20 protein-coding genes are annotated in these 24,278 nt (G+C 46.4%); 9 read left to right on the plus strand and 11 right to left on the minus strand.

Annotated features, from left to right (window positions below; genetic code table 11):
* Window positions 1–252: 252 nt before the first annotated feature.
* From ACZ5QV_RS08205 to ACZ5QV_RS08240, 8 genes are all read left to right on the plus strand, one after another.
* Window positions 253–807: a DUF5817 domain-containing protein gene (locus ACZ5QV_RS08205; RefSeq protein ID WP_464599361.1), complete on the plus strand. Its 555-nt coding sequence runs from the start codon at window positions 253–255 to the stop codon at window positions 805–807.
* Between the two features lie 220 nt (window positions 808–1,027).
* A complete protein-coding gene (locus ACZ5QV_RS08210; protein WP_464599362.1) occupies window positions 1,028–2,002 on the plus strand; it encodes a DUF128 domain-containing protein in 975 nt (324 codons plus the stop codon).
* Window positions 2,003–2,028: 26 nt separating this feature from the next.
* Entirely contained in the window at window positions 2,029–2,691 is a 663-nt protein-coding gene (locus ACZ5QV_RS08215; RefSeq protein ID WP_464599363.1) for an MBL fold metallo-hydrolase, read from the plus strand.
* 512 nt (window positions 2,692–3,203) lie between these two features.
* On the plus strand, window positions 3,204–3,947 hold the full coding sequence (locus ACZ5QV_RS08220; protein WP_464599364.1) for an ABC transporter ATP-binding protein: 744 nt from the start codon (window positions 3,204–3,206) through the stop codon (window positions 3,945–3,947).
* Window positions 3,929–5,149 (plus strand): SufB/SufD family protein, encoded by a 1,221-nt coding sequence (locus tag ACZ5QV_RS08225; RefSeq protein WP_464599365.1) that lies wholly within the window; start codon window positions 3,929–3,931, stop codon window positions 5,147–5,149. The genes ACZ5QV_RS08220 and ACZ5QV_RS08225 overlap by 19 nt, the downstream gene beginning before the upstream one ends.
* 579 nt (window positions 5,150–5,728) lie before the next feature.
* Window positions 5,729–6,949 (plus strand): RNA-guided endonuclease IscB, encoded by a 1,221-nt coding sequence (gene iscB, locus ACZ5QV_RS08230; RefSeq protein WP_464599366.1) that lies wholly within the window; start codon window positions 5,729–5,731, stop codon window positions 6,947–6,949.
* Between the two features lie 74 nt (window positions 6,950–7,023).
* The gene (locus ACZ5QV_RS08235; RefSeq protein WP_464599367.1) at window positions 7,024–7,374 is read left to right on the plus strand and encodes a MarR family transcriptional regulator; all 351 of its coding nucleotides are present in this window, start codon (window positions 7,024–7,026) and stop codon (window positions 7,372–7,374) included.
* Between the two features lie 84 nt (window positions 7,375–7,458).
* The gene (locus tag ACZ5QV_RS08240; RefSeq protein ID WP_464599368.1) at window positions 7,459–7,887 is read left to right on the plus strand and encodes a cupredoxin domain-containing protein; all 429 of its coding nucleotides are present in this window, start codon (window positions 7,459–7,461) and stop codon (window positions 7,885–7,887) included.
* A 48-nt stretch (window positions 7,888–7,935) separates the two neighbouring features.
* On the opposite strand, the gene ACZ5QV_RS08245 is transcribed toward ACZ5QV_RS08240, so the two are convergent.
* The 8 genes from ACZ5QV_RS08245 to mtaC all read right to left on the minus strand — a co-directional run bounded on the left by ACZ5QV_RS08245 (window position 7,936) and on the right by mtaC (window position 19,370).
* A complete protein-coding gene (locus tag ACZ5QV_RS08245; protein ID WP_464599369.1) occupies window positions 7,936–8,724 on the minus strand; it encodes a helix-turn-helix transcriptional regulator in 789 nt (262 codons plus the stop codon).
* Between the two features lie 526 nt (window positions 8,725–9,250).
* Complete coding sequence (locus tag ACZ5QV_RS08250) at window positions 9,251–10,036, minus strand: helix-turn-helix transcriptional regulator (RefSeq protein WP_464599370.1); 786 nt, start codon at window positions 10,034–10,036, stop codon at window positions 9,251–9,253.
* 389 nt (window positions 10,037–10,425) lie between these two features.
* Window positions 10,426–12,366, minus strand: coding sequence for a hydantoinase/oxoprolinase N-terminal domain-containing protein (locus tag ACZ5QV_RS08255; protein ID WP_464599371.1), 1,941 nt, complete (start codon window positions 12,364–12,366; stop codon window positions 10,426–10,428).
* Window positions 12,367–12,853: 487 nt separating this feature from the next.
* Window positions 12,854–14,878: a hydantoinase/oxoprolinase N-terminal domain-containing protein gene (locus tag ACZ5QV_RS08260; RefSeq protein ID WP_464599372.1), complete on the minus strand. Its 2,025-nt coding sequence runs from the start codon at window positions 14,876–14,878 to the stop codon at window positions 12,854–12,856.
* 127 nt (window positions 14,879–15,005) lie between these two features.
* Window positions 15,006–16,109, minus strand: coding sequence for a cation diffusion facilitator family transporter (locus ACZ5QV_RS08265; protein ID WP_464599373.1), 1,104 nt, complete (start codon window positions 16,107–16,109; stop codon window positions 15,006–15,008).
* A 447-nt stretch (window positions 16,110–16,556) separates the two neighbouring features.
* A complete protein-coding gene (locus ACZ5QV_RS08270; RefSeq protein ID WP_464599374.1) occupies window positions 16,557–17,141 on the minus strand; it encodes an acetate uptake transporter in 585 nt (194 codons plus the stop codon).
* Between the two features lie 53 nt (window positions 17,142–17,194).
* A complete protein-coding gene (mtaB, locus tag ACZ5QV_RS08275; RefSeq protein WP_464599375.1) occupies window positions 17,195–18,580 on the minus strand; it encodes a methanol--corrinoid protein co-methyltransferase MtaB in 1,386 nt (461 codons plus the stop codon).
* A 13-nt stretch (window positions 18,581–18,593) separates the two neighbouring features.
* Entirely contained in the window at window positions 18,594–19,370 is a 777-nt protein-coding gene (gene mtaC, locus ACZ5QV_RS08280; protein ID WP_464599376.1) for a methanol--corrinoid protein MtaC, read from the minus strand.
* Between the two features lie 1,096 nt (window positions 19,371–20,466).
* On the opposite strand from mtaC, the gene ACZ5QV_RS08285 reads away from it, so the two are divergent.
* On the plus strand, window positions 20,467–20,628 hold the full coding sequence (locus ACZ5QV_RS08285) for a hypothetical protein (protein WP_464599377.1): 162 nt from the start codon (window positions 20,467–20,469) through the stop codon (window positions 20,626–20,628).
* 163 nt (window positions 20,629–20,791) lie between these two features.
* On the opposite strand, the gene ACZ5QV_RS08290 is transcribed toward ACZ5QV_RS08285, so the two are convergent.
* From ACZ5QV_RS08290 to ACZ5QV_RS08300, 3 genes are all read right to left on the minus strand, one after another.
* Window positions 20,792–21,046, minus strand: coding sequence for a hypothetical protein (locus ACZ5QV_RS08290; protein ID WP_464599378.1), 255 nt, complete (start codon window positions 21,044–21,046; stop codon window positions 20,792–20,794).
* 263 nt (window positions 21,047–21,309) lie between these two features.
* Window positions 21,310–22,476 carry a GTP-binding protein gene (locus tag ACZ5QV_RS08295; RefSeq protein ID WP_464599379.1) on the minus strand — a complete coding sequence of 389 codons (1,167 nt, stop codon included), beginning with the start codon at window positions 22,474–22,476 and terminating at the stop codon, window positions 21,310–21,312.
* A 179-nt stretch (window positions 22,477–22,655) separates the two neighbouring features.
* Complete coding sequence (locus ACZ5QV_RS08300) at window positions 22,656–24,275, minus strand: methylamine methyltransferase corrinoid protein reductive activase (RefSeq protein WP_464599380.1); 1,620 nt, start codon at window positions 24,273–24,275, stop codon at window positions 22,656–22,658.
* Window positions 24,276–24,278 lie beyond the last annotated feature (3 nt).

Below are 24,278 nucleotides of genomic sequence, written 5' to 3' on the forward strand. Positions count from 1 at the left end.
AGGTTGCTCAGGCGTTTTTCAGTCCGCTTGAGTGAGCGAAGCGAGCGAAACGGACCTCGTGCTGTTGCACTTACAGTGCAACTCCCAGGAAATCTTCGATTTCCTGTGATCCCGAAGCGAAACTCGGGTATTTAAAGGTCCAGTGTACTCACCGGCCCTCAGGCCGGTTTCCGTGTCCTTCGGTGCTTTTCCGTGGTTAAGGAATGGTAAACAAAAATACTTGATATTATATTTGACTTATTCCTAAGTGGGTTGGTAGAACTGAATTTAAACTATATTGTTCCTGACCGGACCCGGCGCTTTGCGGTTGTGGTCTGTCCTAAATGCCGGAAACATGCCCAGGTCATTGAACAGGCGAACAAAACCACAGGGTGCCAGCACTGCGGGGTTCTCCTGAAGATAAGAAAGTTGAGGGTATTTTTTTCCTCGGATGAACTTTCCGAGGCCGTGGCGGCCCGCACTCACCTCCAGGCCGGACTTTGCGGAAAAGATGCCGCGGAATTTTTTGAAAAACTGGTTGAGGAGGGGGCCGCCCAGGTACCGGCTTTCACTTCGGAAAAGCTTGAACAGCCTGTCCTGTTGCCTGTGGAAAGAGCAAAAAAAACAGAGAGAGCTCTGAAAAAAAGTGCAGGGAAAATCCTGTCTGAACTGCTTGAAGCCTCCGGGGGAGTAATGGATGCCGAAAAATTAGAGGCAGCCGCACTTGAGAGAGGAATCGGTCCTGAAAAGTTTGAAAAGGCTCTGAAGAAGCTCCAGGCGGAGGGAGATATTTATTCCCCTTCGAAGGGGGTTATAAAAATCGTATGATTCATGGAAGGAGCTTTCGAAGTTCCTGGTAACAAAATACTATTAAGTAGACGACTCTACTAATATGTAAGTGCTAGAGTATTTATAACTGCTTTGTATATAACTATTGAATGTTACGTTGAGTGTCAGGGTGACAATCTCTATAGAATCTATTTACCTTTATATAATCTATTTATCTTTCTTCATATTCATATTTCCACATTTTATAACGGTGTAAAACATGATGGATCCGCAAATCGAGCGAAAACTCATTGAAATCATGAGAGTGATTTATGAGAGTGATAAACCCATAGGGGCCAGGGCCATAGCCGATGAACTGAACAACCGCGGATACGATATAGGGGAGCGGGCTGTCCGCTATCACCTCAGGATTCTGGACGAGCGGGGGTTCACACACAAGCACGGGTATGCGGGAAGGACGCTTACCGAACTCGGAGAAAGTGAGATGAACGATGCCCTTATCGGGGACCGCTTTGGTTTCGTTATCTCTCGCATTGAGGAAATGGCGTACCGGACCACCTTTAACCTTGAGTCCCGCAAAGGAGATGTGGTGGCAAACATCTCTTATTTTGATAAGGACGATTTTGAAACCGTAGTCGAGGTGCTTTCTTACGCGGCCAGTGCAGGCCAGACCATAAGTCCGAGGGTCAAAATCTTTGAAGTGGAAGAGTACCCTGAAATTATCCTCCCCCCTGATAAAATCGGGATTGCAACGGTCTGCAGTGTGACCTTTGACGGGCTTTTTTTAAAGGCGGGAATCCCGGTTGAACCGGCTTATGGAGGGATTCTTCAGGTAGAAAACAACAGTCCTGTCCGTTTCATGGACCTGATTTCCTACAGCGGGACCTCGATTGATCCCATTAAAATTTTCATGAAAAGGAAATCGACTTCGGTGCTCGAGGTGCTTGATAAGGGTACGGGTAAAATCCTTGCCAACATGCGGCAGATTAACTCCTCGGCTTTTGAAATGACCTGTAAGGTTATTGATGAAGCCAAAAAAGCCGGGTTAACAGGCTGTTTGCCTCCGGGAGAAGTAGGAGAGCCCTTATTCGGGGCTCCGGTGGAGGTCGGTAAATTTGGGGTATCGGTTGTCGGAGGGATCAACGGGATCTGCGCTCTTGAGGAAACCGGTGTCGAAATCGTTACCGACCCAATTAAAACAGTAATTGATTACAGTACCATGTCCGAACTCTGAGATTTCCGAAACTTTGTGGGTAAAATATGTTGAAGCTAACCATACTCTACGATAATGAGGCAAAACCCGGTCTCAGGGGGAGCTGGGGCTTTGCAGCCCTCCTCGAAACCGAAAAAGAGTCCCTGCTTTTTGATACGGGCTGGGATGGCTGTCTTTTGCTTGAAAACATGAAAAAACTCGGGGTTTCCCCGACTTCTTTCAGGAAACTTGTCCTTTCCCACCAGCACTGGGATCACATAGGCGGGCTTCCCACTATCCTTCAAGCAAACCCGGACCTTACAGTCTATGCGCCGGAGTCTTTTTCCAGGAACATTAAGGCGGAAATCCGAAAAAGGGCAAAACTCGTTGAGATAAAAGAGCCCTGTGAAATCCTGCCCGGCGTCTACAGCACCGGAGAGCTTGGAAATAAAATTAAAGAGCAGTCTCTTGTCCTGGATTCCGGAAAAGGGCTCTATGTGCTGACTGGCTGTGCCCACCCGGGCCTTTCAGCCATCCTGGACGCTGCGGAACGGTTCGGAAAGGTCAAAGGGCTCATCGGCGGACTCCATGATAGCACGGAGTTTGAGAGGCTGGAAGGGCTCAAACTCGTTGCAGCAGGGCATTGCACCACTCATAAGGTCGAAATCAGGGAACGTTTCCAGGATTCGTTTCTGGAAATCGGGGCCGGGTTGCAAATCAAGCTTGATTGAGTGTTTCTTCTTTCCTTTTTTCTCTTCTTCCCTTTTTTCTCTTCCTTTCTTTTCTAAAAGAGTTTAACTTTCTTCTCATACAACCCACAGTTTTTTGAATCAATGAATGTTTTTCATTGTGCAGGAGATATAAAATAGGATGCATGTCAAATGAAATAGTGCTCTTTGAAGGGCCAGCTTCTGGAGGGGATGCAGAGGCCCCATTTGCAGGGAACTCTTAATTCGAGGAACAAAAGGCCTGGGGGGGTTTAAGTTCCATTACTCAATCTTCCGGACTTTCAGTGTAAAATAGAAACTGGATTATTTCGGTTTGATCGTCATTATTAAATATAAGGGTCTGGATATTGCTTGTTAACAGCGTTAACATACAAAATATTGAAACTCATTAAAACATCTAAAGAATATCACAGAAAAGGCGTTCGAACACTCTTCCAATTTATAACACTTAATTTGACACTAAATTTGTAAGTATGGAATAAGATGCAGGACAACCAGTCCGTGGGGAATCAAAGATGCTGAAAATAGAAAACCTTACAGTTGAGGTTGCAGGAAAAATCCTGCTCCATGACGTCAACCTTGAGGTCGGCAAAGGGCACACGAATGTCCTTTTCGGCCCGAACGGGGCGGGAAAATCCGCACTGATGCGGACGATTATGGGCTTTAGCGGCTATAAGGTGGTCTCGGGAAGGATCCTCTTTAAGGGTGAGGACATCACGGAACTATCGGTGGACGAAAGGGCCCGGAAAGGAATAGGGATTATGATGCAGAGGCCTCCTGATATGTCAGGGGTCAGGCTGCGTGAACTCGTTAGGGCGGTTTCCGGAGAAAAGGTAGACCCCGAGGTCCTTGCCGAAGACCTTGACATGGGGCGTTTTCTGGACAGGGACGTGAACGTGGGCTTTTCCGGAGGGGAGATCAAACGCTCCGAACTCCTGCAGCTCGCCTCCCAGGATCCGGACTTCTACCTTCTGGACGAACCCGAGTCCGGGGTGGATCTGGTGAGCATCGAGCAGGTCGGGGCCATGATCAAAGGAATGCTCAGTGTGGGAATTGAGTGTGCAGGGGAGCGCTATAAAAAAGGGAAATCCGCCCTCATCATCACCCATACCGGTCAGGTCCTGGAATACGTGCAGGCAGATCAGGCTTACATCCTCTGCAACGGTACGGTAATGTGCTCGGGCAATCCCATTGAAATGCTGGGCGATATCAAAAAAAGAGGCTATGAGGAGTGTATCAAATGCAAACTGAAGAGCTAAACCTGAAAAAGCGGGCTGAAAAGGCTCTCCGAAAAAGTGCGCAGTACGGGGAGGACTTTGATCTTGAAAAGTTCGAAGCCCCGAAGGTTTCGGAGCCCATCAAAGACCTCCGCAAGCTCGATGAAGAGAGCAGGCAGACCCTTCTGCATGTAGGCATCGTGCCGGACGAAAAGGACCGGGTCGGAAGCCTCATAATGACGGATAACACCATCTCCCATACATCTCTCCGGGACGAAAGCCTGGAACTCATGTCCACGCAAAAGGCCCTGGAAAAGCATGAGTGGTTAAAGGACTACTCCTGGAAGCTCGTGCCCGTGGACACGGACAAGTACACCGCAAAAAGCTATCTTGAGAATGCGGACGGCTACTTTGTCCGGGCCCTGGCCGGGAAAAAGGCGGCTTTTCCCATTCAGACCTGCCTCCTGCTGGGCAGCAAAAAGGTTTCGCAGACCGTGCACAATATCGTGCTGGTCGAGGAAGGGGCCGAACTTGACATCATCACGGGCTGTGCAACCAAAAAAGGAGTTGAAGAGGGGCTCCACCTAGGGATTTCCGAGATGTACGTCAAAAAAGGCGCTACCCTGAATTTTACAATGATCCACAACTGGGACAAAAATATCGGGGTCAGGCCAAGAACGGTCATCCATGTGGAAGAAGGCGGGACTTTTATTAGCAACTATATCTGCCTGAAACCTGTTCGTTCAATCCAGACCTACCCCACGGTCCTGCTTGAGGGGAAAGGTGCGGTTACAAGGCTCAGCACCATCGCAATAGCTCACCCGGGCTCGGAACTGGACCTCGGGAGCCGGGCTATATTCAACGCCCCCGGGACAAGGGCCGAACTCATCTCAAGGACGATCACCACTGGCGGAAAGATAATTGCCAGAGGCGAGATGATAGGAAACGCGAAAGGCGCAAAAGGACACCTGGAATGCCGGGGGCTTGTCCTGAGTGATACCGGTTCGCAAAGAGCCATCCCGATCCTTGAGGCCAACGTGGACGACATCGAACTGACCCATGAAGCGGCCGTCGGAAAGATCGCTCAGGACCAGGTCGAATACCTCATGGCCCGGGGCCTCTCCGAAGACGAAGCCGTGGGAATGATCGTGCGCGGGTTCCTGGACGTCGGGATCAGGGGCATTCCTGAAGAACTGAGAGGAGAAATCGAGGATACCATTACACAGACAGCGCTCGGGATGTGAGTTGCCCTTCCCGAGTTCCGTTTCGGGAGCACGGGGTCCGTTTCGCTCGCTGCGCGAGCTCAAGCGGACTATTAACCTTATTTTGGAGAAGTGGACGAAAAAACTCTATGGCAACCTTAAGTAGTATATCTCCGACGTTCTTTATGTCTCTTTTTTTCCCGTTTTCCCGTTTTCCCGTTTTTTCTATTTTTCCGGCCCCATCATTCTTTATATACTAACGCGAACAAATATCAGTACTGTAATAGTTTCGAGGTAGCGCAGTCAACTACCCCCACCTAAAACCTTCGCCTAACGGCTCAGGTTTTTGAGGAAGGGGCTTGTTTCGGCAAGTCCCTGGTTGACCAGATCGCCAGTAAGGAGCTTTGTAATACTGGCAGCCGATACGAAAGAATATTATAGTTACCCTGGAATGCCGCCTCAGTTTCAGGCTCTAAGGATGCTGGTTAAACAGTCCTGAGAGGTAGGGACAGTGCTTGCATCATACAAACCTTTCAGTATCAGATCGAGAGGAAGCTGGATTTGGTGGGTTGACTCCACAGCCCCCAATACGCATAACTCCAAAAAATGGAGGTAAACTCTATGTTAGTTTACATAAAAAACCAGAACGGAAAACCACTAATGCCCTGTAAACCTTCAAAGGCCAGAAAACTTTTGAGGGAAGGTAAGGCAAAGGTTTTGAGAACTACACCATTTACGATTAAAATGCTTTTCGGAAGTAGTGGGTACACTCAGCCCGTGATAGCAGGCATAGACTCGGGCTCGAAAGTTGTTGGCTGTGCGGCCATTGCTAACGGAAAAGTACTCTATCAATCAGAAGTTCAATTAAGGCAGGATGTTTCTAAAAAGATGGATCAAAGGAGAATGTACCGAAGAAACCGGAGAGGCCGGAAAACCCGGTACAGGCCCACAAGGTTCAATAATAGGGCAGCTTCGAGGAGAGAAGGAAGGCTGGCTCCTTCAATAAGAAGTAAGCTGGAATCTCACATCAGAGAAAAGAACTTTGTGGAATCCATCTTACCGGTTACAAAGTGGAAGGTCGAAACGGCTTCCTTTGACATTCACAAAATAACGAATCCGGAAGTTTCAGGTATTGAGTATCAGGAAGGTCCACTGAAGGATGCCTACAACGCCAGGGCTTTCGTACTGGACCGGGACGGGTACACATGCCAGCACTGCAAAGGTAAATCAAAGGATAAGCATTTACAGTGTCACCACATCGTTTTCAGGACAGATGGAGGCCCCGACACTCCGGAAAACCTGATTACCTTATGCCGAACCTGCCACCAGGCCCTCCATGCCGGAGAGTTTGACTTAAAGAAAAAGCAATCAAAAACCAAACATGCAACCGACATGGGAATTATCAAAAGCCAGCTTAAAAAGTCAGACTGGGAGTTTGAGGAAAATTTAGGATATCAAACAAAATTCAAAAGAGAACAGTTTTTAAAGCTCCCTAAAACTCACTATAATGATGCTGTTGCCATCTGCTGCGAGGACGGGCAAACGGTAAAGCTGGATAATACGGTTTACCATAAAAAACACGTTTCATCCGGGGACTTCCAACAGACAAAAGGTGCTAGATCAGAAAAGAAGATTCCAACCGGTAAAATATATGGAATTAGAAAATTTGACCGTGTAAAAACAGTTAAAGGGGAAGGGTTTGTGAAGGGAAAAAGAGCCACCGGCTTCTTTGCCATTCAAGATATATTTGGCAATGTGATATCAAACAGTGTCAATGTAAAGAAAAACTGTATTCGCCTCTGTGCGAGAACTACAACTTTAATCCAGGCGGTGAATGTTTGAACGCATTCCTCCCCCACCTGCCAGTTCCGGCAAAGCCGGAACTGTCGAGGATGGGGACCCCCTGCTGAGGTAAGATGATCGATTTCGCATGTAAGGAGTTCAAACTTGAAGACGTGATCAAATGTGCCCTGAACCTTACAAGGGCTGATCTCAATGTCCTGAAGTACTTTTTAAACAATCAGGGGGTGGGTATGAGCACTGACTCACTTTCTCAGGCCCTCGATCTTGATATTTCCACTGTCCAGCGTTCGGTAAAGAAACTATATGATAAAGAGGTCCTGCGGCGGATCCAGCAGAACCTTGACGGGGGCGGTTACGTGTTTATTTACAGGGGGCGTTCGAAACCTGAAACCAAAGGCCTGATAATGGACATCGTCCGGACCTGGACTGAAAGGGTTGGAAAGGAACTGGAAAAGTGGGATTAAGAAGATTCTGATAGTGGCTGATAACAAAATTTATAAAGAATTTGGGGATAACTTAAGAATAAAGTTAATATGGAGCTTTTTTCTATGAAACTAAAATATCTGGCACTTCTTTTTGTGATTATTTCCGTACTTCTTGCGGGTTGTGCGGAAAAGGAAGATTCTTCTGTACAGGAAAACTCCGAGCTTTCTTCCTCATCTGAGCAGGGCCTAGAAGGAGAAAATGAAGATAATCAACCGGAAGTTTTGGTAGGCGAGGGTGAAGAGCACATGGTCCGACTGGAATACTATAACAAAATGACGCCTCCTTCCCTTGAGATCCCCAGAGGGGATACGGTTTCCTGGTGGAGCCAGAAAAGGCAGGGCAATTTTGTGCTCATAAGCGAAGATGGGCTTTTCCCTGCCGAGGAACTTTCTTATAGAGTTCCATTCGAGTATACTTTCACTGAAGCGGGAACTTATTTTTTTACCGTTGAGGAAGTTCCGGAAATGAACCTGACAGTTACCGTAAAATAATAACCGCTTCCGAGGCCGTTATGCTGAAGAAAGCAAAGGCTTTTGCTTTCAGATCTTGTTAATCGGCCTTGCAAGATTTTTGTAGTGCTCGAAAAGTTCCCTTCCCCACTTTTTGGCACTGTCATCAAAACTGACAAGGTTATGGTTGTAGTAGACGCCACTGTTACAGAAAAGAGATATTGCCATAAACTTTTCCGTTGCGATACTTGAGGCTATCTTCATGTTATTGTTGTTGCAGACATAGAGCTCTGTGTATTTCAGGTTCAGGAAATGTTCAAGTTCTTTTTTGTAGTCATTATATAGCCGGTCATAGACGTATTCCGTGATTACAAGAGCAATTTCCGTACCTTTGGCGGCAAGTTCTATGCAGAGAGAAGGGATGATGGGCAGGAAAAAGGATGAGGATATCATCACTGTTTCTGATTCTGATAGATAGTTGACCAGTTCCCTGGGGTATTCAAATACGTGGTTCCTGTCCGGATTAACTTCTATGTAGTTTCCAAGACACCCTATTCTGTCCAGGTGTGCAGATGGTATTGAGGTCATTTCCTGGTTTACCCAGTATCCATGATTTTTATCCAGGACATTGAAAGTTTCAAGGGTGGTCTTCATTTTGGGGACCAGAATCTCCCCGATGCTGGATAATCTGTAGAGCCGGTTGTTTTCAATTACCAGGTCATGCTTCATCAAAATTTTTATCTGAGTCATTATAGGGCTTGACCTGACATTGAGGATGCTTTTGATCTCTTCAATATTCTTTGGGCCCTCAAGGAGAAGCAGGAGAAGACTTTTCCTTTTTTCCGAAAGAAAGAGAACGTCAATTAATGAGTTTTCCATTCAGATCCTCCTTCCCTTTTGATGTCAATTTTCTATCTTTCTATACAATAAGCCTGTTTACGGCAGTTTGTACAGCTTTACTTTTCCGGGTTTTCAGGAGTGAAAGGAAGATAACAGCAATATTTTCTGGTTTCCTTATTTTAAAGGCCGGCCACTTCCGGAGACTGAAAAAAGATCCGGAGACTGAAAGCAATCTCTGGTTGCCATTTTTTTTACTCGGGGAACCTGCTTTTAATTTCCTGTATTTTTTCTTTTCTCAGTTTCTACCTTTCTTCTTAGAACGTGGAATTTCTGGGGAAAGTTTTCCGGAATAGCACCCGTTACCAGGGCCAATTTTTAGTTCAAAAATCGTTGTGGGGTTCATCTTTTTTCATCGCAGTTTCGTTGGGAGTTATTCTACTGGGATTTTTAATTTAAAAGGCCTATCATGGATGATAAGTTTGTTAATTTGCCACTTTTTTTATATTATATAAGGCTCGACATTCTTATACTTATGTTATTATTCAATTTATTATATACCAATTCCTTAGACTTTGGTCACCTGTTTAGCCAGGCTCTTGGAATAGTCGAACAGCTCTCTGCCCCAGCGCAGGGCCGCAGGTTCGAAACTCATTATGAATTGCTGGTCAAACTTTCCTTTTTTGTCAAAGAGACCAAGGAGCATGATTTTATCCGTTACCGTAATTTCCGTAATTTTATTCCCTTCCCTGGAAACAAAGAGGCTTACGTTTTCCATGTTCAGGATTTCCTTTACCATTTCGGAATGTTCACTTGAGAGGTGGTCCCAGACCGATTGCGTGAAATTAATGGATAGTTCGGCGTCCTTTCTGCCCATTTCTACATAGAGGGGCAGGTAAGCCGGGTTAAAATACGAAGCAAAAGTAACTACCTTTTTAGAGTCTGCCATGCTCTCTATGATTTTCGGAGAGGGTTCATAGACATGGTTCAGGTCCGGCTCGACCAGGATGCAGTCCCCTAGTTCCGAAATCCTTTCGAGAAGGTGCCTGGGAATAGAGTTCAGGTCATGTCCTGTCCAGTACACGTTGTGCTGTTCCACCACATTAAGTGCATTTACAAGAGGTTTTATGTTCTTGATTATGAATTCTCCCAGGACTGAAAGTCTATACATCCGGTCTTCCTGGACAACCAGGTCACTGTCTATAAGTTTCTTAATTTGGGGGAGAATGGAGGTTGCGGTAACGTCTATTTTATCCTTTATTTCTTCAATATTCTTTGGTCCGCTGTCCAGTAATAAAAGCAGACATTTTCTTTTTTCAGATCTGAAGACGAGGTCAATCAGGGAAGATTCCATATTCCTTTCACGATTCCTCAGGCAGGATGCCTGCGACTTTAGTCGTGGAAGGAATGCCGTCAACTTTCAAGGCATTCCGTTCCACGTTTGGATTTCTCCACTCTGCTTTTGAAACAAGTTCTCGTAGCAGGTAACGTAGTTTTTTAAACTATCTCCCCTCGCCAATGTTGAATATGCTTGTCATGCGTAGCACACCGTCCCTAGCTCTCAGGACTTTTAATACTACACGATAGAACTGCAAACTGAGGAAGCATTTGTAGGTATCATGACTTATCCAACGTAGTCAATTAAGACTTAGGCTGGTCAACCAAGGCTTGCCGAAACAAGCCTCCCACTTTAGTGGGGGGTTATTGACTTCCTTTTTTTAAGAGTTCCGGCAAATTCCCTTATTATTTTAAAGCCTCCTCTTCCGGATAATCCGGGACACAGACCCCAACCAGGGTCAGTTTTGTCTCCATCGGGATGTGTTTCCAGTCAGGGGGGGTGAGGTATTCGATACTGCTTTTGACCTTTATCGCGTCGTCCGGGAGGCCAAAACTCTTCAGTGCTCCCATAACCAGTTCCCTTCCTATTTTGTGGGCATATTCCATGGCAACCCTGTAATCTTCAAACTTCTTCCTGCCTGCCGGGAAAAATACCAGAAAGTTCCGGTCCGGGTTTTCCATGGACTCGGGCCTGATCAGGATCTCTACCCGTTTGATCCCTTTGCTCATAAGGGCCCCCACGGCATTGCCCACACTGGCGTATTCGGGAACCACGATCTTAGCATCGATCATTCCTTTTATTTCGTAATAGTAAGCTTTTACCGGCCCCCCTAAGAGGACAATCGGGATATCAACCTTATACTGGACGGGGATTTTTCCCTCAAGCATCTTTTTTATGCCGTCCTGGCCCCTGCCTTCCAGAATAAAGGACATAAGGCTGTAAACAATGTTTTTGGCAACCTCATGTTTCACATGGCTACAGAACTTCCGGGCATCGAAGTGGGTGAAGCGGGCAAGCTTATTGGCTCCTATAAGGGAAGCCTCAGCGTCCCATTCCTTATAGTCCCCAAGAACGTGCAGGGCATCGGTGGGAGTAAATCCTATGTTCTGAATTGCCCTTTTCTGTATAAGTGAGTCCAGAGTTGCAGGAGAGGGAATCCTCTTTAATTTTTTCAGGATTTCCTGTATGGACAGGGGCTCGTCTTCCAGAACGTCCAGCAGTTTTTCCTCGTTTTCATTTGAGTCAATGGGAGTCTGCCCTGTTTTTACAAAGAAAACGGTGGGCTGGATGTACTCACTCAGCATGGTCCTCAGGGGCACAGGGTTCTTTTTTAGCTTTTCCTTGAAGGTGTGGTATTTTACCGCAGCTATACAGAGGGGCATAACCCTTCTTGGGCCCATATGTATGGTCTTTTTGAACCAGATATGGCTGTCCCCGCCCGTTGCCGTGGTTTCCATTTTGATTGCCTTTACCCGGGTTTGCCAGTTCCCGACAACGGCACCTTTTTCACAGAGTTCGGGTTTTCCATTCCTTATTATGGCCACGTCAGTACTCGTCCCTCCCACATCAATCACAGCACAGGTATCATATCCTGAAAGGTGGGAGGCTCCCACAAGACTTGCTGCGGGCCCGGAAAAAATGGTCTCAATGGGCCGCAGCTTCGCTCCTTTTATGTCGATCACGGAGCCGTCACACTTTAACATAAGGATCTTTGCATCGAGCTCCCTTTTCTTAAGCTCGGAGACTACTGAATGGATGAACTGATAGGTTATGGGAATCAACTGAGCGTTGAGAATTGCGGTGACCGCCCTTTCCCCGGCCCCGAGTTCCTGGGATAGTTCATGCCCGCAGACAACAGGGCAACCTGTGAGTTTAATAAGTGTCTTTTTAACCTGAAGTTCATGCTCCGGGTTCCGGGTGCTGAAGTATGAAGACACGGCAAATGCGGAAACTTTCTTTTTCAGGGAAAGAGCAAACTGTTCTACCGCATTGATGTCCAGATTTTCGAGTTCTTCTCCGGTACTGTCATGTCCTCCGCTTACCGTAGCTATGTACTCTGCGGGCAAATCTTTAGGGACGGTACAGGGGCCGACAAAGATCAGACCTACGGGGTATCCTGTTCTTTCCAGAATGGTATTTGTTGACAGGGTGGTGGACACGGACACCAGTTTTACTTTTTTAAGATAATCCGGATTCAGTTTATCTATTGCGTTTTTGATTCCGGTCATCAGGTCCGGATAGGTGGTAAGCGCTTTGCTTAAGTCAAGAATCTTGCTATCCGAATCCCTTAATATCACGACGTCGGTATAGGTCCCACCTGCATCAATCCCCAGACTATATTGCATATTAAAACAGCCTCTTTTTTCAGTTACGATTAAGGGATGTTATTTTTCGGTGAATTCTAAGTAAATTCTAAGTAAATTCTAAGTAAATTCTAAGTAAATTCTAAGTAAATTCTAAGTAAATTCTAAGTAAATTCTAAGTAAATTTCTAATCAGGTTGAATTTTCCTGATTTCGATTTTTTGATTTCAATTTGTTTTTCCGGTTGATTCTGTTTTCTGAAAGATATGAGCCTTTTTTGATTCGATTGTTACGAGGATTCGGTATTTGAATGTCCGGGCATTCTTTCTTTTTCTCTTCCCTGGCAAAATACTTTGCAAAACCTGGCCGTTTCTCCGGTTTCGATTCCGAAACCCGCATTTACTGCAAGGGCTCGGAACGTGGGAAACCAATGCTCGTAGTTAAATTAATGTTTTTTAGAATGGTAATGGTGACTTCTTTGATATTATATACTTCTGGTATTATAATATTTCCTATTTGTTTGTCCTTTATCAGACCCTTTTTCTTACTGTGGAATGTTTGGGAGTTCCCACCCCTACAAACACGAGTTTTGTTTCCATAGGTGGCCCGTTCCAGCCTTTTGGAGCCAGGTTTTTCCGGCTCATTTCCACATTCAGGTTTTCATTGTTAAGTCCGGCACAGGTCATGTATTCCATGACCTGTTTCCTGCCCAGGTTTTCCGCATATTCGAGGGCTTCTCCATGCACATCGAATTTCTTTCTTCCGGCCGGGGAAAAGACTATGAATTCGGGTTTCATTTCCCGGTGCAGGGTATTTTCGATTATCTCGCTTTCGGAAAACTTCGCTCCACCCTGTTCTTTCTTTTCCTCATTTTCCCTGGTTTTAGGGACCACTTTTGTTTTAATCAGGATCTCTACTCTTTTGATGCCCTTTCCTACAAGTGCTCCCACGGCGTTGCCCACTTCTGCATACTCCGGGACCAGGAACTCCGCGTCAATTAACCTTTCCAGGCTTTCTTTGTAGGCCCGGGCAGGTCCGCCCAAAAGGACAACCGGCAGTTCCACCCCGAATTTTGTAAAGTGCCCCCCCGCAAGGACCTTTTCTATCTCGGACCGGGACATTCCCTCCACCAGATAAGCTACAAGGTCAAGGGCCATGTTCCCTGCGACCCGCTGCTTCACTCCGGCACTTAACTCTACAGGGTCCTGTTTCAGGAATTTTCCCAGAATGGATGCTCCTGTAAGAGCGGCCTCGGTGTCCCATTCATCATACTCTCCGAGGACGTGCAGGGCGTCGGTGGGGGTGAAACCTATTGCCTGGATAAGTCGTTTCTGGACCAGGGAATCAAGAGCAATCGAAGAAGGACGTTTTTTCAGTTTTTCCAGAAGGTCTCCAAAAGAGACCGGCTCTTCTTTTATATACCTGTAAATTAACTTTTCCTGTTTATTCAGTTCGATGGGCTCAAACCCCGTCCGCACGAAAAACTTCGTGGCCTGGACACTTTCGGAAAGGTAGCTCCTGGAGACCCGGGATTTCTTCAGTTTTTCAAGGAATCCGGGGTAGAGGGCGGATGCTCTGCAAAGAGGAATAACCCTTTTCGGGCCCACATTGAACCTGTCGTTTTTGACCCAGACGTGGCTGTCTCCGCCTGTAGCGGAGGTCTCCATGCGAATCGCCCTTACTCTGGTCTGCCAGCCGCCCACAACCGCACCTGCGTTGCTGAGTTCGGGAATCCCGGCCTGCATCATGGATACGTCCGTGCTCGTCCCACCGATATCGATTACGGCACAGGTCTCGCGCTTGCTCAGGTGGGAGGCTCCGACCAGGCTTGCGGCGGGGCCGGAAAAGATAGTCTCGATCGGTTTTTCAAGAGCTTCTTCAATTCCCACGACCGAGCCATCACACTTTAACATGAGCAGATTTGCCTCAATACCCCGGCTTTTACATTCTTCGGTTATGGAGCCTGCGAATTTATGGGTAATAGGAATTAACTGAGCGTTTAAAAAAGCGGTGATTGCCCTTTCAAAGGCCCCGAGGTCCTGGGAGAGTTCATGCCCACAGACCACAGGATGTCCGGTAAGTTCGATTACGGCCTGCTTTACCGCAAGTTCATGTTCCGGATTTCTGGTACTGAAATAAGAAGAGACCGCAAAAGCCGAAACCCTGTCTTTTGCTTTCAGAGCAAAAGCTTTGACTGATTCAAGGTCCAGGGGTTTGAGTTCTTCTCCATTACTATCATGCCCGCCTTCAACCGTAACCCAGTACTTTGTGGGCAGGTCTCCTGAGGTGTCATAGTCTCCAACAAGGATCAGACCCACAGGAAAACCTGTGTTTTCCAGGATGGTGTTTGTCGAAAGAGTGGTGGATAGGGATACGAGTTTTACGGCTTTGAGCAGGGTTTTATCAAGCTTATCAATTGCGTTTTTCATTCCATCCAGAGGGTCAGGGTAGGTTGTCAGGGCCTTGCTGGCCGCAAGCACTTCTCCGTCCGAGTCCCTTATGATTACGGCGTCCGTGTAGGTGCCGCCTGCGTCTATGCCCAAACTGTACTGCATTTTTGAAAAAACCTCTCTGTATAATTATTCAATTGTATCTATTCTCATTATTTATTTATTTATTTATTTATTTATTTATTTATTTATTTATTTATTTATTCTCATTTTAATATACTGCTATTTATAATCACATTTTCCATTTTAATACTTCAGTTAAACCATTTGAAGACGACTTTTCCTCAGAAAGGGATTTCTGGTAATCCGGGTTTTTCTCTTTTCCGGTAATTCCTGAACCGTTAACCTTTGAGTTCTTAAGTCCTGAGATGCTAATCTCCGGATTGTCGAATCCAGGATTCTTAATTCCTGGAATGGGTGGTAGTTCTGAAACGGGTGGTAGTCCTGAAACGGGTTCGGCTTTTATGAGGATGTAACTTTCTTCTCCAAAGGCTTCTTTAAGGCGTTTTTCCACATGTTCTGAGATCCTGTCCGCTTCCCGGATGTTCAGGATACCGTCCACTTTAATACAGGCCTCAACTGAGATACTGCTTCCGATTTTTCGGGTCTTAAGCCCGTGTAATTTTATAACTCCTTTCGTAGCTATGATTATTTTTTCGATGGTTCTGTTACTTTCTTCATCAAGAGAGGCTTCAATCAGTTCATTGAGGCTTCTATAAAATATTTTTGATGCAGTCTCGAAGATGACAAAGCTTAAGACCATCGCCATAAGCGGGTCTGCTGAAACCCATTTCCCGCCAAACAGGATCGCGATTCCTATCCCAAGTGCTGCACAGCCCGAGGAAAGGGCGTCCGTCCTGTGGTGCCAGGCGTTTGCAAGCAAAGCGTCACTTTTGAGTTCCAGAGCGGCTTTTCGGGTATAGCGGTAGAGGGCCTCTTTCGAGACGATTGAAAGGATGGCTGCAAAGAGGGCAATTTCTCCGGGGGGCTTCAGGGCCTGCCCGTTCAGCATTAGCATTAGCCTTCCTCCCCCCCAGGATAGGGTCTGGACTCCAGCTACAAAAAGTACCAGGGCCACAAAGACCGTGCACAGGGTCTCTACTTTTCCATGGCCGTAGTTATGGGTCCTATCTTCCGGTTTGCTGGCAATCCGAAAACCCAGTATCACCACAAAATCAGTGATGAAATCGGAAAAAGAATGAATGGCATCTGCAAGCATCGCCGCACTGTTCCCGAAGATCCCTGCGAATAACTTGAAAGCCGTAAGAACCAGATTTAAGATCAGTCCTGTGTATGTCGTGCGGGTGGCTCTTTTTAAGCGCTCGTCCGGTTTCATTGCAGGTGCTCCAGCGTCCGAAAGTTACCTTTGGTTTTTGAGGGCTCAGTGCGGTTTCAGATTAAGGGATTTCAGATCTTAAGGAATCACCGTGGAAGGGCCCAGGGAAGTTTCCAGCTGGATCAATGCCAGATGCCTGAATTATTTTTTCTTGAAAAGGGGATAATTCGGGTTTTGGAAGTCAATGGCAAAAACTTCCAAAAACCCGTGATTTTTGGAGGAAACATATCAAAGATTCTCAAAGAATCTGGAATCAGATAATTTGAGTAAATCGGATAATTTGAGTAAATCGGATAATTTGAGTAAATTGGATAATTTGAGTAAAATTAGATAATTTGAATAAAGCGGATAATTTGAAAACACAGGGATTATGCCTGTGTTTTCGTTTTTCGTTTTTTAGGATTTTGGAATTTATTTTTTTTGGTTTTTGTTGGGTTCCGATTAATCTCAGAGTGGAACAACTGTTTTGCCGTGGATTTCATTCAATATCATTGAAAGGGCGGTATAGAGGGCTCCGAGGCCCATAATAAGTCCTACAAACCCGGCCACTGTAAGCAGCCCTGCGCTTCCGGTTACGTTTACAACGGCCAGAAGCATAAAGAGGGTACACAATGTAGCAAATACGAATTGAATCGCCCTGACTCCGATTTTCATTGTGACCACTAGCAAAACAAAGGTGTATATACCCCATGTGAAGAGGTATGCCGCCATAGCATTTGCAGATGGAGTCTCAACCAGTCCCATCGCAGGCATTACAATAAGTCCTGCAAGGGAGAACCAGAAAAGTCCGAATGCTGAAAATGCTGTGCCTCCAAAAATATCGCCTTTTTTCCAGGCCATGACTCCTGCAAAGACCTGAGCGAACCCGCCCAGAAAAATTGCCATGGAGACAATCATGGAACCCACGGGATATACTCCTATGTAGCTCAGGCTCAACAAGATCGCTGACAGGCCGAGGCCTGTAAACCCGAGAGGGGCTGGATTTGCGGTCTTGTCGAGAATTTCGGTAGTTACTCCGTTTTCCTGTGTCATGTTTTATCGTATCCCCGGGGTGTTTAAAAATCAAAAAAAAGAAGTTGGGGGGTTTAAAGCCCGTAGTTTTCCGGACGGAAAACAGCAATTTCTTCTTTGAACCTGGTCAAGCAGTCGCTCATGAACTGGTCACTGTCGTCTGGGAGGGCTGCAAGGTCTGCCTGGACCTTTGCAAGGGCTTTGGACTCGAACCTTGTGAGTTTGAGCTTGCCTTCGGCGATACCTTCGTCGAGGATCGTGCAGCATTCGACTGCAGCGTTCTTGCTACGGAGGTAGTTGTCTGTTCCGTCTTTGACGATTGCCTGTCCGACTCTGTAAGCGTTGTCGTAGGCGAGGACATAGCCCTGGGGGTCTCTGTACTTGTCAGAGAGTACAAAGAGGTCTCTCAGGTCCTTTTCCTTGCCTGTCTTCAGGGCAACGTTCATGAGGGAACAGTCATAGGCCAGGGATTCTCCCCAGCACTGGACACTGGTTCCACCGAATTCTCCATGGTACTCAACGGATTCGTTGGACCACATGTCACAGCACTGCATGATCAGGTTTCCCATGACATCGGAGTGAGCACATGTGGAGGTCTTACCTTCTTGAGCCATTGGCATTCCGGTAATGGCCTTGATGACCGGGTTTTCGTATCCGCAGTCCTTACCTGGACCGGTTGCTCCGGCTTCGTATGCACAGAGGGACCTGGGTGCGGAAATTGCTCTTGCGACGACTGCAATGGTGTGGGACAGGTTCTTGTCCAGAAGTCCGCCTCCGATGAACATTGCGGTGTTTGCCTGGGCACAGTCGGTGTCTCCACTTGCGATAACATTGTTCTTCTTGGCGATGTCAGAGATGCCGGTCCAGACCATTTCCATGTCCATGGAACCAAGCACACCGATTCCGAAGAGGATACCTGCGGTGTCGTTTCTCAGGATAGAATAATCGAAGACTTCCTTACCACCCATACTCTCAAGTGCCAGGAGGTCTGCTCCGTTCTGGGCAATCTGCTCGAAGGATTCCATAAGGAGGTCGTACTTGTCTCCTCTGAGTTTCAGGAAGTCACGCTCTTCACGGATATCTCCAGGGGTGTGACGGAGTGCACACTTGATGCCGTATTCATCGTGGTACTCTTCCATAATGGTCTTCTGGGCGTGGGCAACTTCGCCTCCCCAGGAGGGGTTGTTGGTCATCTGTTCGACGTGTTCGGTTTCGAGCACGACGGAAGGGGCACCGATCTGGACCATTCTCTGCATTGAGTCAGTGGTGATCCTCTCGTATTCCTTTATGAGTTTTTCTTTGGATTTGCCTGCCTGGGGCCTGGGGGCATAGTTGATTTCAGGAGTTACGTATCCTGCTCCGATCTCAAGGCCCAGTCCTGCTTTCACAGGGAATTTTGCTTTACCGAATACAAGTTCGTCTGCACTGGCGTAAGCCATTGAAGTGTATTTTTGTACCATTTTTGCTCCCTCCTTAATGTTTGTGGAATTCCTCTCTTAATTTCCCAATTTCATCCCCGTTTGCAAGGATGAATTCGGCAATCTTGGGGGCATCTGCGGCTTCTTCTCCGTATATTCCAAGGTCATATTGGGATACGAAGTCCTGGTTAACTGCTCCGCCACCACAGGCGAATGGTACCTTGATACCTTTCTCGAGAAGCTTATCGTTGACTTCCTTGAAGGCATACATGGTGGTGGTCATGAGTGCAGTTCCTGTGACCATTATTGGTTTTCCTTTCTCGACAGCCTCGATGACTTCATCAACTGGGCAGTCTCTTCCGAGGTCGATTACATCGAAGCCATTTGCTCTTAAGAGGGCAGCAACAATGTTCTTACCGATGTCGTGGACATCGCCTTCTGCGACGTGGCAGACGACTGTTCCCTTGGGTTCGGGTATTTCGTCAGTCTGGTTTTTACAGTATTCAATTCCATCAAGCATGGCGTCCGCGGACATCATGACATTGGGGAGGAAAATGACACCTTCATCGTAGAGCTGGGATACAACACCCATTCCCACCATAAGGGCATCATTGATAAGGGCAATAGGATTTTTGCCGGCTGCGATTGCGGCTTTGACTCCGTCAATTACGTCGTCTTCTTCTCCCTCATAGATTGCCTTTGCAATAGGGTAGATCAGTTCATCTTTAGGATAAAGCTCTTCTGCGGCTTCATCGGGAGTCATCTCCTTTTCGAGGGAGACGTTGTAGCGAATTAATATGCCATCGATATCTTCCTGTTTCAGTTCCAACATATTTTAACCTCCATTTTACAAAACACAAAACAGATATCCTGTTTTTCGGATATCCTCCGAAATGCGACAATGGGACGAATTCAATGTTTGAGATTTCGTCTTCTCATTGCGAGGGGTATTTTAACCACTGCCATTTTTGATTCCGGTACTTTTCGTGTGACCAGGGCAATGGTGTATATACAGGGGGCTCCCATCCCCGTGGGGATGTCGTTTTTAGACCGCGAGTTTACAGTTCAGGTTTGCCGTTTTCCCGGATGGGTTTTCATCTCATACACAAGGGATTGGATCTGACCTGTTTTCCTGTAACCCGGCTGTCGTCGGGGCCGCTTCCCTCATTCTTGGGAGTTGACAGAACGCCACCTGAAAACTCCTGGATATTCGGGGATGCATTTGCAAAAATAAGTTTGATTTGATGAAATATACCTTAACCGATGCTAATTTTTCAGGCACTATAATTTTATTATATCCCTGGCAAATTTCCAGTTACCTGTTTTTATAAAAAAGAGTGTTTTTTTTAGAGGGCGTGATCTAATCAATAAGGCTAAAAATTATTACTCGATTGTTTCCCTTATGGGTTCCAATTGTTAGCCATTTGAATTTTTATAAAATGTTTTCCGCTTAAATTTAGACCCATATCAAGTATATCTGTTTTTTTATGGGGACCATCCGGCGAAATAAACCTGACTTTGAAGGCTTATCTCCTGGTGCGTTAAAGTAAATATGATATTTCTTCGGAAATTTTCCCTTTTTCCGACCAGCCAGATAATTTCTCAAAAACTTCCTAAATGTGAAAAGGCGTTTTGCAAGTTTCGGGCCGATTTTATTTTTCTGTTTATGTGGGGGAGTGGCTCCGGCCTTTTTTTAACCCGTTTCAGGTTTTTGTGAACATCTGCGTTACGGATTTTATTAAGGCATTGCTCGGAAACGACATTTATAAATTAATTTATATATCTAAGATGTTATTTATCATCGGGGTCTGCTTTCTTAGAGTTAGTGATATCAAAACGACATCCCATTTTTTCAAAAGTTAATTTTTTTATCCGGCAACCTGCGTCATTTTTAACCTATATTAAGGTTTTGCCCCGTGCTCCCGTGAATGGACTTCTGGGTTAATGAGTCCCCCCTCAGGAGGGCAGTTTGTCGGACAGCTTCCGGACTGCCCGAGCTTTCAGGCTATCTCCTGCGGCTCGGGGGAGGATCTGCCGCAGTCCCTCCTTCAGAAAGTGACCGGTTGAAAACGGCTCCCGGACTGTTGTGATTACATGCAAGTCCTGGAAAATACCCTTTTTCTGTGATATCGCTTTTTCTGTGATATCGCTTTTTCTGTGATATCGAGCGAAACCCGGGAGATCAAAAATCGATTCATTAAAAAAGTTCGTTGCATTGAGTTCATTTTCAAAAATCTGCTGTCTCATCAAGTTTCATATGTTACGGAATGGTGAAAATATAACTTCATGTTTTATTTTGGGAGTTGCTTCATACTCATACATGTTGTGTTTTTGTGTAAGGGGGTGTTTGGTGTGTGCATTCAAACCACGGAAGACACGGAAAAACACGGAAAAAGAATGCAGGAAGACGGCAATGAAGGTTGCTCTGGCGTTTTTTAGTCCGCTTTCAAGGATCCAGAGTTGTTTTTGAATCAAATTATATAAATATCCAAAGTACTCACCGGCCATCAGGCCGGTTTCCGTGTCTTTCTGTGCTTTTCCGTGGTTAAGAAATGGTAAACAAAAATACTTGATAATATATTTGACTCATTCCTTAATCCTCACAAAAACAGATATGGTCTTGAATTGAAACTGATCTTGACCACAAAAATAGGGAAGAGCCAAATACCATTCAGCTTGCAGAAAATGAGCAAAGTAGAGGAGAATGAAGAAAAATAGAGAAAAGTAATGAAAAAGTTAAGTAATAACCATAAGAATTTCTAGCTCAAAACTTACTCTTTTTTTTGTTCACGATTTTCATGTTCATGTTTTTCATGTTTATGGTGTTCGTGTTTGTGTTCGACCTTTCGGATATTGATGTTTCGCTTGCTGAAGACTTCCTGCACGGAACTGTTTACAGCGTCGACAAGCATTTCTTTCTTGACATTTGAGACTGCGGAGAGGACCTTGAGAACCGGCACTGCCCCGGGCTTTGATTTGATGATTTCTTCCTGGGGGTCTTCGGAGTAGATGGTGACGCTTTGCTTTACGGTTTCGGTCCCGTTGTCCAGAAAGAGTTTGATGTGGCCGATGAACTCCGGGTTGAGGACCAGGACCTTTCCCTTTATGGTGCCCATAAGTTCGGACGTGAGCTCACCTGTAAGTTCTGTACTGATTCCTTCCTTTTCCACCGTAAATTCCGTAGCGTAGCTCCCGACACCGGAGGACTCTATGGAACTTTCAGGTTTTGCTGGAGGGATCAATGCTTCTGTTTCCCCGGCTTTTGCTTTCTCTGTTTCAGGGGTCTTCTCTTCTCTTACTTTTTCTTCGGTTGCTGACTCTGGTTTTTCCTCCGCAAGTTCGGGGAGCAACATTTTCATCAGGTTTTCGAACCTTTCGTCCATATCTCTTCCTGAAAGCTGGATTACCGTGGCTTTCGGGTTAAGCTGCTGTACGGAAGCTTCCAGGATAGGAATTCGGATCTTTTCGACCAGGTCTACCTTGTTGACCCCCAGGATCTCGGCGTCTATGATCTGCCTCATGGCAAAATTTTTTACCTCTTTCATAAGATGCTTGAAGCGGCTCCCGTCTATCAGGGTTACGAGAGGGGAAACACTTAAGCAATCCTCCAGGTCCATAAGTTTGATATCTTCTTTTATGACGTTAGGAAAAGCAATTCCTGTTGGTTCTATTAGCAGGATGTCGGGTTTGTATTCCTTTGCGAGAAGGGTCACTGTTGTCTTGAGACTCACTTTAAGAGTGCAGCAAATACAGCCATTGGTTATCTCCTTGCTGTCGAAACCGTATTTATCGATCACATCCCCATCGATTCCGATCTCTCCTATCTCGTTGACAATAATTGCAACTTTCTTCCCGAGATTGGCACAGTATTTCCCCATATTGATAATGGTGGTGGTTTTCCCGCTACCGAGAAAGCCCCCCACTACGATTACTTGCATTTTTTTCCTCCATTTACCATTTTTTAAGATATGAAATGCTCTGTTTTTTCCAGTATTGTTTTTTCTTCCAATGAGCTTTTTTTGTGGGCTTAGAGTGGGAAATATTCCCACCTGCCAGCCTCCGGTTGTCGAGGTTGGGGGGGAGTGGTCCCCCTTCTTTTCGCCGGGAAAAGTTAAACTCAGTTCTCAGAAACTTCCAGGTTTTCCCACTTAAACAGGTCTCCGGGACAGGCGTGCAGACAGCGCTGACAGTTGGCCCCGTCACAAAGGTCTGTTCTGATCCGGGCGACCTTTGCTTCTTCCATGGAAAGGGCTCCGTTCGGGCAAGCTTCAACACATTTATGACACTCATCACAATCCTCAATAAACATGCTCAGGCATGTCCCGACCTTTTCAAGCACTTGCAGGCCTTCTTTTCCAAGTTCCGGGATATCCCGTTCGACCCTGCGGTCAATCTTAAGGATAGAGGAAGGTTCATCGATCTGGGGAAGTTTTTTCTTTTTCAGGAACTTCTTGAGCATCTTGAACGCCATGCCCTCGTTCCAGTAGGCAAGTTCAAGCATGTAAGCTTCCTTGAAAGCTTCAGAGGTTGCAAACATAACGTGGGTTCCCACAATTTCCTTTGCTATTTCCTGCAGTTCCCAGAGCCTCTCTTCCGAAAGCAAAATCTCCCGCGCAACAATCAGAGAGGTGTTTCCTATCTGGGTAACATAACCGATGTTATAGGGAATCATCCCGATCTGGTGGGCTTTTGCGGCGTCCATGTAAGTCCCGGCAGCCCCGGACATATGGGCGACCCTGAGGTCTTCCATCTCTATTCCAGCTTCGGCGCAGAGGGTAATGTGTCCGGCCCGGATGGCCCCAATGGCCCTTCCGGCTTCCATGAGGTCTTTTTCCGTGAACTTTAGTCCGTCCTGAAGGTGAATTTCCTTATCAGGGGTCAGGATTTTCGGGAGGGTTATCAGCTTGTTTCTCATCCCGGCCTCGATAAGGGCGATAACTCCGGTCCCTGTGATGCCTTTTGCGTGGATTTCTTCCTTTTCAATCACGTCTCCGGTTTTCGGGTTAACGAGATCTCCTTTGACGATCGTCATTTCCTGATCGAGCACATAGCAGCGCAGTTTCTCCCCTTCGAACTCCACGTCACAGATGGTCAGAGGGGACGCAATGGACCCGCATTCGATTTCCTGACCTTCGAGCGCAGGCCCCGCGGCAGCTGATCCCGTATAGATTACGCCGTTTGCCTTCAGAGCCATCTCGGCATTTGTCCCGTAGTCCGTTGCAATCGAAATCTCATCTTTTTCAAGCATTCCCGACTCAACGATCAGGGCAAGGGCATCGGCTCCCACTTCGTGCTTGATTGCGGGAGGCACAAGGAGCTGGCAGTTTTCGTATTCCTCAAAACCCCGGATTTCCAACAGAGGGATAATTCGCGCGTTTCTGTCCTGTTCCTCAATATGGTACTTCTGCTTTTTTCGCTCGCCTGCGTAGGCCAGGTCCTCTATGGGGATTTGCTGGAAAATGGAAAGCTGTATGGGGTTTCCGCAGATTGCCATTTTTTCCATTTCCCCGGCTGAAACTCCGAGTTCCTTGAAGATATTTTTCACCGCGGCCACGACCAGGTCGTGAGCCTTTTCAAGTCCGTAGTTTATAGCAAAGTCCAGGTGGTCCATTACGTTCGCGCCTGGAAGGGGGTTTCTAAGTGTGATTACAGTTTTCCGGATCTCTCCGTTTTCAAGGTCAATTTTCTGGGCCCGAAAGCCACTGGTCCCAAAATCGATTGCAACTCCTGTTCTCATATT

This window comes from Methanosarcina baltica (assembly GCF_055394095.1).

Bases quoted from the DNA above. Each gene is read 5' to 3' on its own strand.
- ACZ5QV_RS08210 (WP_464599362.1), top strand. From the start codon at position 1,028: ATGATGGATCCGCAAATCGAGCGAAAACTCATTGAAATCATGAGAGTG.
- ACZ5QV_RS08215 (WP_464599363.1), top strand. From the start codon at position 2,029: ATGTTGAAGCTAACCATACTCTACGATAATGAGGCAAAACCCGGTCTC.
- ACZ5QV_RS08220 (WP_464599364.1), top strand. From the start codon at position 3,204: ATGCTGAAAATAGAAAACCTTACAGTTGAGGTTGCAGGAAAAATCCTG.
- ACZ5QV_RS08225 (WP_464599365.1), top strand. From the start codon at position 3,929: ATGCAAACTGAAGAGCTAAACCTGAAAAAGCGGGCTGAAAAGGCTCTC.
- iscB (WP_464599366.1), top strand. From the start codon at position 5,729: ATGTTAGTTTACATAAAAAACCAGAACGGAAAACCACTAATGCCCTGT.
- ACZ5QV_RS08235 (WP_464599367.1), top strand. From the start codon at position 7,024: ATGATCGATTTCGCATGTAAGGAGTTCAAACTTGAAGACGTGATCAAA.
- ACZ5QV_RS08240 (WP_464599368.1), top strand. From the start codon at position 7,459: ATGAAACTAAAATATCTGGCACTTCTTTTTGTGATTATTTCCGTACTT.
- ACZ5QV_RS08245 (WP_464599369.1), bottom strand. From the start codon at position 8,724: ATGGAAAACTCATTAATTGACGTTCTCTTTCTTTCGGAAAAAAGGAAA.
- ACZ5QV_RS08250 (WP_464599370.1), bottom strand. From the start codon at position 10,036: ATGGAATCTTCCCTGATTGACCTCGTCTTCAGATCTGAAAAAAGAAAA.
- ACZ5QV_RS08255 (WP_464599371.1), bottom strand. From the start codon at position 12,366: ATGCAATATAGTCTGGGGATTGATGCAGGTGGGACCTATACCGACGTC.
- ACZ5QV_RS08260 (WP_464599372.1), bottom strand. From the start codon at position 14,878: ATGCAGTACAGTTTGGGCATAGACGCAGGCGGCACCTACACGGACGCC.
- ACZ5QV_RS08265 (WP_464599373.1), bottom strand. From the start codon at position 16,109: ATGAAACCGGACGAGCGCTTAAAAAGAGCCACCCGCACGACATACACA.
- ACZ5QV_RS08270 (WP_464599374.1), bottom strand. From the start codon at position 17,141: ATGACACAGGAAAACGGAGTAACTACCGAAATTCTCGACAAGACCGCA.
- mtaB (WP_464599375.1), bottom strand. From the start codon at position 18,580: ATGGTACAAAAATACACTTCAATGGCTTACGCCAGTGCAGACGAACTT.
- mtaC (WP_464599376.1), bottom strand. From the start codon at position 19,370: ATGTTGGAACTGAAACAGGAAGATATCGATGGCATATTAATTCGCTAC.
- ACZ5QV_RS08285 (WP_464599377.1), top strand. From the start codon at position 20,467: ATGGACTTCTGGGTTAATGAGTCCCCCCTCAGGAGGGCAGTTTGTCGG.
- ACZ5QV_RS08290 (WP_464599378.1), bottom strand. From the start codon at position 21,046: ATGGCCGGTGAGTACTTTGGATATTTATATAATTTGATTCAAAAACAA.
- ACZ5QV_RS08295 (WP_464599379.1), bottom strand. From the start codon at position 22,476: ATGCAAGTAATCGTAGTGGGGGGCTTTCTCGGTAGCGGGAAAACCACC.
- ACZ5QV_RS08300 (WP_464599380.1), bottom strand. From the start codon at position 24,275: ATGAGAACAGGAGTTGCAATCGATTTTGGGACCAGTGGCTTTCGGGCC.